This is a genomic window from Pseudonocardia sp. DSM 110487 (assembly GCF_019468565.1).
Taxonomy (GTDB): domain Bacteria; phylum Actinomycetota; class Actinomycetes; order Mycobacteriales; family Pseudonocardiaceae; genus Pseudonocardia.
In genome coordinates this window covers 9,387,338-9,401,052 of sequence record NZ_CP080521.1, presented here as the reverse complement: position 1 = coordinate 9,401,052, position 13,715 = coordinate 9,387,338, and the positions used below count along the sequence as shown (strand labels likewise).

13 protein-coding genes are annotated in these 13,715 nt (G+C 72.2%); all 13 read left to right on the top strand.

Annotated features, from left to right (window positions below; all coding sequences use genetic code 11):
- Positions 1–174 precede the first annotated feature (174 nt).
- Positions 175–1,008 (top strand): redox-sensing transcriptional repressor Rex, encoded by an 834-nt coding sequence (locus tag K1T35_RS44355; protein ID WP_255621337.1) that lies wholly within the window; start codon positions 175–177, stop codon positions 1,006–1,008.
- Positions 1,005–2,369: a glutamyl-tRNA reductase gene (locus K1T35_RS44350; RefSeq protein WP_220257630.1), complete on the top strand. Its 1,365-nt coding sequence runs from the start codon at positions 1,005–1,007 to the stop codon at positions 2,367–2,369. The genes K1T35_RS44355 and K1T35_RS44350 overlap by 4 nt, the downstream gene beginning before the upstream one ends.
- Positions 2,366–3,313, top strand: a complete 948-nt coding sequence (gene hemC, locus K1T35_RS44345) for a hydroxymethylbilane synthase (RefSeq protein WP_220257629.1) — start codon at positions 2,366–2,368, stop codon at positions 3,311–3,313. The genes K1T35_RS44350 and hemC overlap by 4 nt, the downstream gene beginning before the upstream one ends.
- Complete coding sequence (locus tag K1T35_RS44340) at positions 3,310–4,872, top strand: bifunctional uroporphyrinogen-III C-methyltransferase/uroporphyrinogen-III synthase (RefSeq protein ID WP_220257628.1); 1,563 nt, start codon at positions 3,310–3,312, stop codon at positions 4,870–4,872. The genes hemC and K1T35_RS44340 overlap by 4 nt, the downstream gene beginning before the upstream one ends.
- Before the next feature lie 100 nt (positions 4,873–4,972).
- The gene (gene hemB / locus K1T35_RS44335) at positions 4,973–5,944 is read left to right on the top strand and encodes a porphobilinogen synthase (RefSeq protein WP_220257627.1); all 972 of its coding nucleotides are present in this window, start codon (positions 4,973–4,975) and stop codon (positions 5,942–5,944) included.
- Positions 5,945–6,035: 91 nt separating this feature from the next.
- Positions 6,036–6,524 carry a DUF4282 domain-containing protein gene (locus K1T35_RS44330; RefSeq protein ID WP_220257626.1) on the top strand — a complete coding sequence of 163 codons (489 nt, stop codon included), beginning with the start codon at positions 6,036–6,038 and terminating at the stop codon, positions 6,522–6,524.
- 45 nt (positions 6,525–6,569) lie between these two features.
- Positions 6,570–7,490, top strand: a complete 921-nt coding sequence (locus K1T35_RS44325; RefSeq protein ID WP_220257625.1) for a hypothetical protein — start codon at positions 6,570–6,572, stop codon at positions 7,488–7,490.
- Between the two features lie 232 nt (positions 7,491–7,722).
- Positions 7,723–9,060 carry a glutamate-1-semialdehyde 2,1-aminomutase gene (gene hemL, locus K1T35_RS44320; protein WP_220263243.1) on the top strand — a complete coding sequence of 446 codons (1,338 nt, stop codon included), beginning with the start codon at positions 7,723–7,725 and terminating at the stop codon, positions 9,058–9,060.
- Entirely contained in the window at positions 9,057–9,692 is a 636-nt protein-coding gene (locus K1T35_RS44315; protein ID WP_220257624.1) for a histidine phosphatase family protein, read from the top strand. Before hemL ends, K1T35_RS44315 begins: the two co-directional genes overlap by 4 nt.
- Positions 9,689–10,267 carry a TlpA disulfide reductase family protein gene (locus K1T35_RS44310; protein ID WP_220257623.1) on the top strand — a complete coding sequence of 193 codons (579 nt, stop codon included), beginning with the start codon at positions 9,689–9,691 and terminating at the stop codon, positions 10,265–10,267. Before K1T35_RS44315 ends, K1T35_RS44310 begins: the two co-directional genes overlap by 4 nt.
- Before the next feature lie 146 nt (positions 10,268–10,413).
- The gene (locus K1T35_RS44305; RefSeq protein WP_220257622.1) at positions 10,414–11,190 is read left to right on the top strand and encodes a cytochrome c biogenesis CcdA family protein; all 777 of its coding nucleotides are present in this window, start codon (positions 10,414–10,416) and stop codon (positions 11,188–11,190) included.
- Positions 11,191–12,801: a cytochrome c biogenesis protein ResB gene (locus tag K1T35_RS44300; protein ID WP_220257621.1), complete on the top strand. Its 1,611-nt coding sequence runs from the start codon at positions 11,191–11,193 to the stop codon at positions 12,799–12,801.
- Positions 12,801–13,715, top strand: coding sequence for a c-type cytochrome biogenesis protein CcsB (ccsB, locus tag K1T35_RS44295; protein WP_220257620.1), 915 nt, complete (start codon positions 12,801–12,803; stop codon positions 13,713–13,715). Before K1T35_RS44300 ends, ccsB begins: the two co-directional genes overlap by 1 nt.

The following is a 13,715-nucleotide window of genomic DNA, read 5'->3' as shown; positions in this document are numbered from 1 at the left end:
CCGCGTGTGCATGCCCACGTTCAAGATCGCAACTTTGTGCGTGCCTTCACAAGCGACTACCGTGTAATCCAGTCGCCGTCAACACCCGGACCCGGGGTATTCGGCACGAATCCATCAAGCGAGGCGGTGCACGGCCACCGCCTGCCTCACCGGGCACAGCATCATCGAGGAGACGTGAGCGTGACGAAGCCGCCGCATGCCGGCTCCGAGGAGTCGCCCGCCCGGCTGCGGTCGATCCCCGAGGCAAGCGTCGCCCGGCTCGCCGTCTACCTCCGCAAGCTCGGCGAGCTCGCGGAGGAGGGCGCCGACACGGTGTCGAGCGACGAGCTCGCCGCCGCCACGGGTGTCAACCCGGCGAAGCTGCGCAAGGACCTGTCCTACATCGGCTCCTACGGCATCAGAGGGGTCGGGTACGAGGTCGCGGCGCTGGTGCACCAGCTCGAGCGCACCCTCGGGCTCAACCACCGGCAGGCCGTCGCGCTCGTCGGCATCGGCAACCTCGGGCACGCGCTCGCGGGCTACGGCGGCTTCGGCGGGCGGGGCTTCCCCGTCACCGCGCTGTTCGACGTCGACCCCGATCTCGTCGGCATCCACATCAACGGCATCCTCGTCGAGCACGTCAGGGCGATCCCGGAGGTCTGCGCCGAACGCGGCGTCACCATCGGGATGATCGCCACACCGGGGCAGGCTGCGCAGGGTGTCTGCGACCTGTTCGTCCAGGCGGGGGTGCGCTGCATCCTCAACTTCGCCCCCGTCGTGCTGCAGGTGCCCGACGAGGTCGAGGTTCGCAAGGTCGACCTCGCCGTCGAGCTGCAGATCCTCGCGTTCCACGTGGCGCGCAAGCACGTGGCGGCGGCCGAGCAGGCCACGGTGGTCAACGGCCACTCCGTCAACGGGGCGGGGAGGTTGCTGCACATGAGCGAGCTTGCGAGCGAATCGCTGTCACAGCGCCCGCGCGCTGCGTCATCTCCCGATGGGCCGGCCGAGCGCAGCGAGGTCGAGCGGTGAGCGTGCTCGTAGTGGGTCTGTCGCACCGCAGCGCGCCGGTGCAGGTGCTCGAGCGCGCGGCCGTCGGGGCCACCGAGGTCCCGAAGCTCCTGGAAGAGTTGCTGCGCGGGCAGCACGTGTCGGAGGCCGTGCTGCTCTCCACGTGCAACCGCATCGAGGTCATCGCCGTCGTCGACGCCTTCCACGGTGGCCTCGCCGACGTATCGGCCGTGCTCGCACAGCACGCCGGGATGTCGCTCACCGAGCTCACCGAGCACGTCTTCGTGCACTACGCGGGCTCGGCGGTGCAGCACCTGTTCGCGGTCGCAGCCGGCCTCGACTCGATGGTGGTCGGCGAGGCGCAGATCCTCGGCCAGCTGCGCACCGCCTATGCCACGGCCGACGAGACCGGCACCGTCGGGCGCGCGCTTCACGAGCTCGTGCAGCAGGCGCTGCGCGTCGGCAAGCGCGTGCACACGAGCACCGGGATCGACACGGCAGGTGCCTCCGTCGTCTCCGAGTCGCTCGCCGACGCCGCCGCCGAGCTGGGTGAACTGGCCGGACGCCGGGCCGTCGTCGTCGGGGCAGGCGCCATGGGCGCGCTCGCGGCCGCCCACCTGCGCCGGGCCGGGGTCGCCGAGATCGTGGTGCTCAACCGGTCGCCCGAGCGGGCCGACCGGCTGGCCGAGAACACGCGCGCGCAGGGAACACCCGCGCGCGTCGCGGCGCTGGACACGCTGGCCGCGGAGCTGGCCACTGCCGACCTGATGGTCGCGTGCACCGGTGCCGTCGGCACCGTTGTCGAGCTCGACCAGGTGGCCGACGCCGTCGCGGAGCGGGCCGGCCGCCGGCTCGCGATCGTCGACCTGGGCCTACCCCGCGACGTCGATCCGCGCGTGGCCGAGCTGCCGGGCGTCGCGGTCGTCGACCTGGCCGCCCTGCAGCGCAGGCTGGCATCCGGCGACCGGGGCGCCGCCGTCGCCGCGGCGCAGCAGCTGGTGGCCGACGAGGCGCAGGCCTACCTCGCCGCGCAGCGCTCCGCCGAGGTCACGCCCACCGTCACCGCGTTGCGCAGGCGCGCATCCGAGGTGATCGACGCCGAGCTGTTGCGGCTCGACTCGCGGCTGCCCGACCTCGAGCCCAAGGTGCGCGAGGAGTTCGGCCGCAGCGTCCGCCGGGTGGTCGACAAGCTTCTGCACACCCCCACCGTGCAGGTCAAGAAGCTGGCCGAGGGGCCGGACGGCGACAGCTACGCGGCCGCGCTGCGAGCGCTGTTCGAGCTCGACCCGCAGACCCCGAACGCGGTGGCCATCCAGCGCAGCGGCGACGTGCTCGCCGCGCTGGAAGTCCGCACCGACTCCCACGAGGGGCAGGACGCATGAGATGGCGTATCGGCACCCGGCCGAGCGCGCTCGCCATGGCCCAGGCCGGCATCGTCGCCGACCGGCTGCGTGCGGCGGGTCACGAGTGCGAGCTGGTGGAGATCAGCACGTCCGGCGACCGCTCGTCGGCGCCGGTCGCCCAGCTGGGCGTCGGGGTGTTCGTGTCGGCGCTGCGGGACGCGCTGGCGCGCGGCGAGATCGACATCGCGGTGCACTCCTACAAGGACCTCCCCACGGCGCCCGACCCGCGGCTGTGGCTCGCGGCCGTGCCCGCCCGGGAGGACCCCCGCGACGCGCTGGTGGCACGCGACGGCATGGTGCTCGGTGAGCTCCCGACCGGCGCGCGGATCGGCACCGGCTCACCGCGGCGCATCGCGCAGCTCGATGCGCTCGGTCTCGGGCTCGATGTCGTCGCGATCCGCGGCAACGTCGACACTCGGGTCGGAAAGGTGCGTTCCGGCGAGCTCGACGGCGTGGTCGTCGCGGCAGCGGGCCTGTCCCGGCTGGGGCGGCTCGCCGAGGCCACCGAGCTGCTCGACCCGCTCCAGATGCTGCCCGCGCCCGCACAGGGGGCACTGGCGGTGGAGTGCAGGGCGCAGGACATCGAGCTCGGCAAGACCCTCGCCGCGGTCCTCGAGGACCCGTTCACCCGGGCCGCGGTGGCCGCCGAGCGCGCGGTACTGGCCACCCTCGAGGCGGGCTGCAGCGCCCCGGTCGGGGCACTGGCCGACGTCGTCTCCGATCTGGATGACGACGGAAAGGTTGTCGACCGCCTGTCCCTTCGGGCGGTGGTCGGCATGATCGACGGGGCGTTGCTGCGCGCCTCCGTCACCGGAGACATGGACGACGCCGAGAAGCTCGGTGCGGCCCTGGCCGCAGAGCTGCTCGACATGGGGGGCCTCGATGCCCTTCCGAGAAACGCTGGATCGGGAGTTCCGAGATGACACCTACGCCGCTTGGGTCGAGCACTGTCGAGACCAACCCGGGACGGGTCGCCTTCGTGGGCAGCGGCCCTGGCGACCCCGGCCTGCTGACCGTCCGCGCGCGGGAGGTCCTCGCGAGCGCGCCGCTCGTCGTCACGGACTCAGACGTCCCGGAGCAGGTGCTCGCGCTCGTTGCCGACGGCGCGGAGGTACGCCCCGCCGTCGGGCAGCCGAACGATGTCGCGAAGGACCTCGTCGCCGAGGTGCAGAACGGCCGCAGCGTCACGCGGCTCGTCAGCGGTGACCCCTTCACCATCGACTCGGTCGTGCAGGAGGCCATCGCCGTGGCCGCGGCCGCCGTGCCGTTCGACGTCATCCCCGGCGTGGCCGCGGGCACCGCGGTCCCCGCATACGCGGGTGTCCCGCTCGGCTCGGCGCACCTGGAGGCCGACGTGCGCGCCGGTGTCGACTGGCCGCGGCTCGCCGCGGCGCCCGGCACGTTCGTGCTGCACGCGACCGCCTCGCACCTGCCCGAGGTCGCCTCGGCGCTCACCGAGCACGGTGTGCCCGCGCAGACCCCCGTCGCCGTCACCGTGAACGGCACCCACACCACGCAGAAGACGGTGCAGAGCACCCTTGCGACGATGGCCGCCGAGGCCGCGGAGCTCGAGGGCCCGCTCGTGGTCACCGTCGGCGCCGAGGTGGGCCTGCGCGCCGAGCTGTCGTGGTGGGAGTCGCGGGCGCTGTACGGCTGGCGCGTCCTCGTGCCGCGCACCAAGGACCAGGCGGGCGCCATGAGCGACCGGCTCGCGGTCCACGGCGCCAGCGCGGAGGAGGTGCCCACCATCGCCGTCGAGCCGCCGCGCTCGCCCACGCAGATGGAGCGCGCGGTGAAGGGCCTCGTCGACGGCCGCTACCAGTGGGTGGTGTTCACCTCCACCAACGCGGTGCGTGCGGTGTGGGAGAAGTTCGCCGAGTTCGGGCTCGACGCCCGCGCGTTCTCCGGCGTCAAGATCGCGTGCGTCGGCTCGGCCACGGCCGAGAAGGTGCGCGGCTTCGGCATCAACCCGGAGCTCGTCCCGTCGATCGACGAGGGCCAGGATTCGTCGTCGGAGGGCTTGCTGAGCATCTTCCCGCCCTACGACGACGTGCTCGACCCGGTCGACCGCGTGCTGCTCCCGCGCGCCGACATCGCCACCGAGACATTGGCGGCGGGCCTGCGCGACCGCGGCTGGGAGATCGACGACGTCACCGCGTACCGCACGGTGCGCGCCGCGCCGCCGCCCGCCGCGATCCGCGAGGCCATCAAGACCGGCGGGTTCGACGCGGTGTGCTTCACCTCGTCGTCCACGGTGCGCAACCTCGTCGGGATCGCGGGCAAGCCGCACGCCCGCACGATCGTTGCCTGCATCGGCCCGCAGACGGCCGAGACGGCCCGCGAGTTCGGCCTGCGGGTCGACGTGCAGCCGGCCGAGGCCCGCGTCCCGGCACTGGTCGACGCCCTTGCGGCCCACGCGGCGAAGCTCCGTGCGGAGGGCGCCCTTCCCCCGCCGCGGAAGGTGAAGGCCCGCCGCCGCTGAGTCCCTGAATTGCCGCATGGCCACCTTGACGCAACGTGCTTGCGTGAAGGTGGCCTTGCTGCAATCGGGGACGGATCGGGCCGGTCGTAGGCTGGGCCCCATGGCGTTCCCGACCCACCGGCCCCGGCGGCTGCGCACCACCCCGGCCATGCGCCGGCTCGTTGCCGAGACGGACCTGCGGCCCCGGCACCTGGTGCTGCCGATGTTCGTCAAGGAAGGCGCCGCCGAGCCGGTGCCGATCGCGTCGATGCCGGGCGTCGTGCAGCACACGCGCGATTCGCTGCGCAAGGCCGCGGCCGAGGCGGTCCAGGCCGGGGTCGGCGGGTTGATGCTGTTCGGCGTGCCGGCCCGGCACGACGCCACCGGCTCTGCCGGCGTCGACCCGGACGGCGTGCTGAACGTCGCGCTGCGCGACGTGCGCGCCGAGGTGGGGGACGCCACGGTCGTGATGGCCGACACCTGCCTCGACGAGTTCACCGACCACGGCCACTGCGGTGTGCTCGACGACGAGGGCCGGGTGGACAACGACGCAACCCTCGCCGTCTACGCCGACATGGCGGTGGCCCAGGTCGAGGCGGGCGCCCACGTCGTGGGCCCCAGCGGGATGATGGACGGGCAGGTCGGCGTGATCCGGGAGGCGCTCGACGCCGCGGGGCACATCGACGCAGGCATCCTCGCCTACACCGCGAAGTACACGTCCGCGTTCTACGGGCCGTTCCGGCAGGCGGTGGAGTCGCAGCTCACCGGCGACCGCAAGACCTACCAGCAGGACGGCGCCAATGTGCGTGAGGCGCTGCGCGAGCTCGCCCTCGACCTCGAGGAGGGCGCCGACATGGTCATGGTCAAGCCGGCCATGGCCTACCTCGATGTCCTGCGCGCCGTGGCGGAGACGGCCGACGTCCCGGTGGCCGCGTACCAGGTGTCTGGCGAGTACGCGATGATCGAGGCCGCTGCCGCCAACGGGTGGATCGAGCGTGATCGCGCGGTCCTCGAGACGCTCACCGGTATCCGCCGTGCCGGCGCCGACATCGTTCTGACGTACTGGGCCACGGAGATCGCGACGCGGCTGTGACCGTTCAGAACCGTGTGTTTCCGCGGGTGACCGGCGCGATTCGGCCATCCGGGTTAAGATCACGACCCCTTGATCAGGTGGAGGAACTGCGATGACCAACGACCCGGGTGCTCCCGGCGAGTACCAGCCCAGCCAGCAGGGTTGGCCGGGCGCGCAGCAGCAGCAGCCGCCGCCCTACCCGAGCGGGTTCGGGCAGCAGCAGCAGCAACCTCCGCCCGCATGGGGTGGCTACCAGCAGCCGGGCCAGCCCGGCGCGTTCGGGCCGCCGCCGGGGCAGCCCGTCGGTGGTCCGCAGGGGCAGGCGAACAGCCCGTTCGCGGCCCTTTTCGACTTCGAGTTCAAGACCTTCGCCACCCCGTCCGTCGTGAAGATCCTCTACATCGTCGGAATGGTCCTGCTGGGCCTCGGCTGGATCGTCATGGTGATCTCTTCGTTCGTCCAGAGCGCGGTCTTCGGCCTGGCCACCCTCGTCGTCGGTGGCGTCATCGCGCTGTTCTACCTGGTTTTCTTCAGGGTCATGCTCGAGTTCTTCTACGCCGTGGTGCGGATGTCCGAAGACATCCACAAGAGCAAGGACTGAGAACTTCCGTGGACAGTCGCGGATTCGTGGACCTACGGTGACGCCGTGAGCACACCCTCCGACCCGCGTAGCGGGGGACAACAGCCCGACGACCGGTCGGATGCCGCTCCGCCGAGCGACGGGTCGGGGCAGCCGGGTGCTCAAGGACAGCAGCCCGCTCAGCCGCAGCAGTACGGCCAGCAGCCGTACCCGCAGCAGGGGCAGTACGGGCAGCAACCCCACGGCCAGCCGGGCCAGTACGGTCAACCCGGCCAGTACGGCCAGCAGCCGCCCCCCGGATACGGCCAGGCGTCCCCGTACAACCCGTATGCGCAGCAGGGACAGCAGTACGGGCAGCAGCAGCCCGGTCAGTACGGGCAGTACGGCGCTCAGCCCGGTCAGTACGGCCAGCCGCCGCAGTACAACCCGTACGGCCAGCCCGGTCAGTACGCAGGCACCCCGTTCGGTGCGGACGCTGCGGGCCTCGGGCCCGACGCCGCGGAGCCCGTCAGCCGCCCGGGAATCATGATCCTCGCACTCGTGCTGCTGATTCTCAGCTCGGTGCCTTTCCTGCTGGCAGGGGTTGCCGGTCTGACCGGTATCGCCGTGCCGACGGATGCGGCCCAGCTCCCGCCAGAGCTCGCGCCACCGCCCGGCTACCTGGAGCGGGCCGATATCACGCTGGAGCAGTACGTCGAGGCACTCAGGGCACTCAGTGGCGTACTCGGCGGCATGCTCCTCGTCATTCCGCTCATCTACATACTGTTCGCGGTACTGGCGTTCTTTCGACGGAACTGGGCGCGCATCATCCTCACGGTCATGACGGTGGGATTCGCCATCGTGATGCTCGGCAGCGCGTTGCTCGGGTTGGGCGCCGTCCCGACCGCACTGGTGATGGTCCTTGCCATCGTGGCGGCATCGGTCGGCGGCACGATCATCATGTTCCTGCCCGAACCGACCCGCTGGTTCCGGGGAGTGCGCTCCTAGGAGCGCCCTGAACATCTCAGGCCTACTGCGCGGCGCCCAGGCGGCGCCCTCGCCGCGTTGGACGATCGCACCGATACAACAGCGGTATCGGCGCGATCGTCCGCCTTGCGAGGACACCACCTGGACGCCGCTCGCTACGGCCTGAGTTGTTCAGGACCCTCCTAGGCAGCAGGTCCCGGGCCACACCTCTCGGCGCGCGGATGTGAGACTGGCTCCCGTGGCTAGCTCGCCGATTCCTTCCGGCCCCGAGACCGCCGCGCGCACCGAGACGTCGCGTCGCCTGTTCGACAGGGCGTCCGCTGCGATCCCCGGCGGGGTGAACTCCCCGGTTCGGGCGTTCTCCGCGGTCGGCGGCACGCCGCGGTTCCTCGTGTCCGCGGCCGGTCCGTGGCTCACCGACGCCGACGGGAACCGCTACGTCGACCTCATCAGCTCATGGGGTCCGATGATCCTCGGGCACGCGCACCCCGCCGTGGTCGACGCGGTGCGCACGGCCGCGGGGCAGGGCCTCTCGTTCGGGGCGCCGACGCCTGCCGAGGTGGAGCTGGCCGAGGAGATCATCGGCCGGGTCGACCCCGTCGAGCAGGTGCGGCTGGTCAACTCCGGCACCGAGGCCACGATGAGCGCGATCCGGCTCGCCCGCGGGATCACCGGCCGCCGCGGCATCGTCAAGTTCGCGGGCTGCTACCACGGGCACGTCGACGCGCTGCTCGCGCAGGCCGGATCCGGGGTGGCCACCCTCGGGCTGCCGACCAGCCCCGGCGTCACTGGGGCGCAGGCGGCCGACACGATCGTGCTCCCGTACAACGACCTCGACGCGGTGCGGGCGGTCTTCGCCGAGCGCGGCGCCGACATCGCCTGCGTGATCACCGAGGCGGCGGCGGGCAACATGGGCGCGATCGCCCCGCGTCCCGGGTTCAACGCGGGGCTGCGCGAGATCTGCCACGAGGCGGGTGCCCTGCTCGTGATCGACGAGGTGATGACCGGGTTCCGGGTGTCGGCTTCCGGCTGGTTCGGGCTGGACGGCGTCGCCGGCGACCTCTACACGTTCGGCAAGGTCATGTCCGGTGGCCTGCCCGCCGCGGCGTTCGGCGGCCCGGCGGCGCACATGAGCTACCTCGCTCCGGCCGGCCCCGTCTACCAGGCCGGGACGCTGTCCGGGAACCCCGTCGCCGTCGCCGCGGGTCTCGCGACCCTGCGGCATGCCGACGCCGAGGTCTACGCCGCGCTCGATGCGAACGCGGCCCGGCTCGGCGGCCTCATCGGCGACGCGCTGAAGGCCGAGGGCGTGCCGCACCGCGTCCAGTTCGCGGGCAACCTCCTCTCGGTGTTCTTCACCGACGACGAGGTGCACGACTACGCGGGCGCCCAGGCCGCTGCCACCTGGCGGTTCCCCGGCTTCTTCCACGCGCTGCTCGACCGCGGGGTGTACCCGCCACCGAGCGCGTTCGAGGCGTGGTTCGTCTCCGCTGCGCTCGACGACGACACCTGGCAGGTGATCGCCGACGCGCTCCCGGCAGCGGCGAAGGCGGCGGCCACGGCAACTCCGCCCGCCGAGGCCGCGCAATGACAGGCGTGCGCACGGTCGTCCACCTGCTGCGCCACGGCGAGGTGCACAACCCCACGGGGATCCTGTACGGCAGGCTGCCCGGGTTCCACCTCTCCGAGAACGGTCGCAACCAGGCCGAGATCGTCGCCAAGGCACTCGCCGACGCCGACGTGACGGCGGTACTCGCCTCCCCCCTCGAGCGGGCGCAGGAGACTGCCGCGCCGATCGCCGCGCTCCACGGGCTGGACGTGCAGACGGAGGACGGGCTGATCGAGGCGGACAACCGGTTCGAGGGCAAGTCCGTCTCCGTCGGGGACGGCGCCCTGCGCAGCCCGCGCCACTGGCCGCTGCTGCGCGACCCTTTCACGCCCTCGTGGGGCGAGCCGTACCTGCAGATCGCGCACCGCATGTTCGCCGCGGTCCACCGGGCGAGGACGCTCGCCGAGGGGCACGAGGCGGTGTGCGTCTCGCACCAGCTGCCGATCTGGACGCTGCGCCGGTTCGTCACCGGGCAGCGGCTGTGGCACGACCCGCGGCGCAGGCAATGCGCCCTCGCGTCGCTCACCTCGCTCGTCTTCACCGGCACCGAGCTCACGCAACTGCGCTACACGGAGCCCGCGGGCGCAAGCGACCCGAGGCAGACGGGCGCATGATCCGCCTGATCGCCGCCGCGCTCGCCGCGTTGCTCCTGGCAGGCTGCTCCGCCACCAAGGAGGCGGTGGCCACGGGTGGGGACTTCCAGTTCGTCGCGCCGGGCGGCCAGACCACGATCCGCTACGACCCGCCGGAGAGCCGCGGCACGGTCAGGGGGATCTCGGGCGACAGCCTGCTCCACGACGGCGCCACGGTGGGCCTCGACGACTACGCCGGCAAGGTCGTGATCGTCAACATCTGGGGCTCGTGGTGCGGCCCCTGCCGCGAGGAGATGCCGGGGCTGCAGTTCGTGCAGGAGCAGACCGGCGCCGCGGTGCTCGGCATCGACGTCCGCGACGAGCGCCAGGCGGCGGCCGACTTCGTGCGCGACCGGGGCGTCACGTTCGACTCGGTTTTCGACCCGCCCGGCCGCATCCTGGCCCGCCTCAGCGGCTACCCGCGCAACACCGTGCCCTCGACGCTAGTGCTCGACGAGCAGCACCGAGTGGCGGCGGTGTTCCTGACGGTGGTCCGGGTGCCGGAGCTGATGCCGCTGGTCCAACGCCTGCAGGCGGAGCCCTCCCCGTCCCCCTGATAGTCACTTCACACAGCCAGTGGCCACTTCACACAAGGCCGGCGTTGTGTGAAGTCCGTGCTGGGTGTGTGAAGTCGGCACGATCCACTACGCCGTGTAGAACCCGGTGCCGGTGCCCACTAGCACGCGGCCTACCCTCTTGGGTGATGGACCCCTCGACGACCCTCGCGGTCTCCGGACCGCTGCTGCTCGCAGCCGCCGTGGCCGTGCTGGCCGGCGCGGTCAGCTTCGCGTCGCCGTGCGTGGTCCCGCTCGTCCCCGGCTACCTCGCGTACCTCGCCGGGCTCGTCGGCGCCGACGCCCCGCCTGCCACGCTCCCCGAGGCCGAGGAGCGGCGGACCGGCCGGTTCCGCGTCGCCGGGGCCGCCGCGCTCTTCGTCGCGGGCTTCACGGTCGTGTTCGGCGCGATCCTCACCGGCGTCGTATGGCTGGCCGACGCGCTCGTGGCCAACGAGGCCGTGCTGCAGCGTGTGGGCGGCGTCGTGATGATCGTGATGGGGCTGGCGTTCGTCGGCCTGGTGCCCGTGCTCCAGCGGGAGAAGCGGGTGCACTGGGTCCCGCGCGCGGGGGTCTGGGGCGCGCCGCTGCTCGGGGCGGTGTTCGGCCTCGGGTGGGTGCCGTGCATCGGGCCGACGCTCGCGGGCGTCGTCGCGGTGGCCGCGGGCACCGGCGGCGGATCCCTGCGCGGCGTCGTGCTCACCATCGCTTACTGCGCGGGGCTCGGGCTGCCGTTCGTGCTCATCGCGCTCGGCGCGTCGCGGGCGATGCGGGCCCTCGGCTGGCTGCGCCGCCACACCCGCGCGATCCAGCTCGCCGGCGGGACGCTGATGGTGGCCGTCGGGGTGCTGCTGGTCACCGGGCTCTGGGGCGATCTGCTGGCCCATCTGCAGGTCTCCGTCGCCGGCTTCGTCCCGGTGCTGTAGATGAGCACCGAGACCCCGACTCGTCTGCACCCAGACCGCGACTCGCGTGCACCCAGGGCGCGACTCGCGGGGGTGTGGGCATTGCTGCGCAACGCGTGGCGCGGGCTCACCTCGATGCGCACCGCGCTCGTGCTGCTCTTCCTGTTGGCGCTCGCGGCGCTTCCCGGGGCGCTCCTGCCGCAGCGATCGCTCAACCAGCGGCTCGTCGACCAGTACTTCGCCGACTACCCGTGGCTCGCGCCCACGCTCGACCGCCTCGGGTTCTTCGACCTGTTCGCCGCGCCGTGGTTCGCCGCGATCTACCTGCTGCTGATGATCTCGCTGATCGGCTGCGTGCTGCCGCGCACCCTGGAGCACTTCACGGCGATGCGGGCCGAGCCGGTGGCCACCCCGCGCAACCTGGCGCGGATGCCGCACCACGCGGACGCCACCCTCGACGTCGGTATCGACGAGGCCACCCAGCGCGTCCGGTCCCGGCTGCGCGGCTGGCGGCTCGTCGAGCGACCGGACGGGAAGGGACGCACGCTCTCCGGCGAGAAGGGGTACCTGCGCGAGGCGGGCAACCTGGTGTTCCACCTGAGCCTGATCGGCCTGCTCCTCGGCTTCGCCGCGGGCAAGCTCTTCGGTTACGAGGGCCAGGTCATCGTCATGTCGGGCGGCGGCCAGTTCTGCAACACCGGCATCCTCGGCTACGACACGTTCCGCGCGGGACTGCGCGTCGACGGCACCGACCTCACCCCGTTCTGCGTGCGCCTCGACGACTTCCAGGCGGACTTCCAGCCGAACGGGCAGGCCGAGAGCTTCCGCGGCCAACTGTCCTACCAGGGCGCGGAGGACGTCGAGGCCGGATCCGACGAGTGGCGCACCCACCTGCTCGAGGTCAACCACCCCCTGCGGGTCGACGGCAACCGCGTCTACCTGCTCGGCCACGGGTACGCGCCGCGCTTCACCGTCACGTGGCCGGACGGGCAGCAGCGCACCGGCGAGATCCAGTGGCGGCCCGTCGACCAGGCGACCCTCCTCTCGGAGGGCGCCACGAAGTTCGAGCCGCCCGGCGTCACCGACGAGGAGAAGCGGCGCACATCCCAGCTCGCCATCACCGGCCTCTTCGCCCCGACGTCGTCCGGCGGGGACATCGTCACATCGGTGTTCCCGGCCCTGCTCGCCCCCGAGGTCGCGGTCGACGTCCTGCGCGGCGACCTCGGGCTCGACGACGGCCGCGGCCAGTCGATCTTCCAGGTGGACCAGCAAATGGTCGACTCCGGCGCGCTGACCCGGGTCGCGCGGGCCAACCTGGTGCCGGGCCAGTCGCTGACCCTCGACGACGGCACCGTCGTCCGTTTCGACGACGTGCAGAACTGGGCGTACCTGCAGGTCAGCTACGACCCGGGCCAGGAGGCCGTGCTCGTCTTCGCCGTGCTCCTGCTGGGCGGTCTCGGCCTCTCGCTGACGATCCGCAGGCGCCGGTTCTGGGCGCGGCTCACGCCGACCGACGACGGCGCCCGCACGGTCGTCGAGCTCGGCGGGCTGGCCCGTACCGACCGGGCCGGGTATGGCGAGGAGTTCGACCGGATGCGGGCGGACCTGCTTGAACCACGTGAGGAGAGTTGATGCTCGTCGAACTCGCCACCTTCAGCGATCGCCTCTTCGTGGCGGCTGTGGGGATCTACGCACTGGCGATGATCTTCCACGCCGTGGAGTTCGCGGCGGCGCGGGCCAAGGCGCCCGTCCTCGTGGGCGCGGACGGGCCGGACGAGGCGCAGGGGGACGAGCCGGCGCGGAGCCGGCCGGAGCGCTTCGGCCGGATGGCCGTTGCGCTCGCCGTGCTCGGGGCGGCGCTGCAGCTCGCGTCGATCGCCACCCGCGGGCTCGCGGCCGAGCGCTGGCCGTTGGGCAACATGTACGAGTTCATCGCGGCGATCTGCGTCGCCGCGGTCGTCACGTGGCTGGTCGTGCTTCGCCGGTCGCCCGCCACGCGGCCCGCGGGCCCGTTCGTGCTGTTCCCGGTGCTCGTCCTGATGGCGCTGGCCGGATCGGTGCTCTACGCGCCCGCGGGGCCCGTGGTGCCGCCGCTGCGCTCGTACTGGATGAGCATCCACGTGAGCACCATCAGCATCTCGTCCGGGCTGCTGGTCGTGGCGGGCGTCGTGAGCCTGCTGTTCCTGCTGCGCCGTTCGGGACTGTTCGCCGAGTTCGCCGAGAAGCTGCCGGCTGCCGATGCCCTCGACCGGCTCGCCTACCGCATCACGATCGTCGCGTTCCCCCTGTTCACGTTCGCGATCATCACGGGCGCGATCTGGGCAGAGGCCGCGTGGGGCCGGTTCTGGGGCTGGGACCCGAAGGAGACCGTCGCGTTCGTCTCATGGGTGATATACGCGGCGTACCTCCACGCCCGTGCGACAGCGGGCTGGCGCACCGGTCGGGCGGCGTGGGTCAACGTCGCCGGCTTCGCTACGATTATTTTCAACCTCTTCTTCATCAACATGGTCGTCGCCGGTCTGCACTCGTACGCCGGGTTGGGCTGA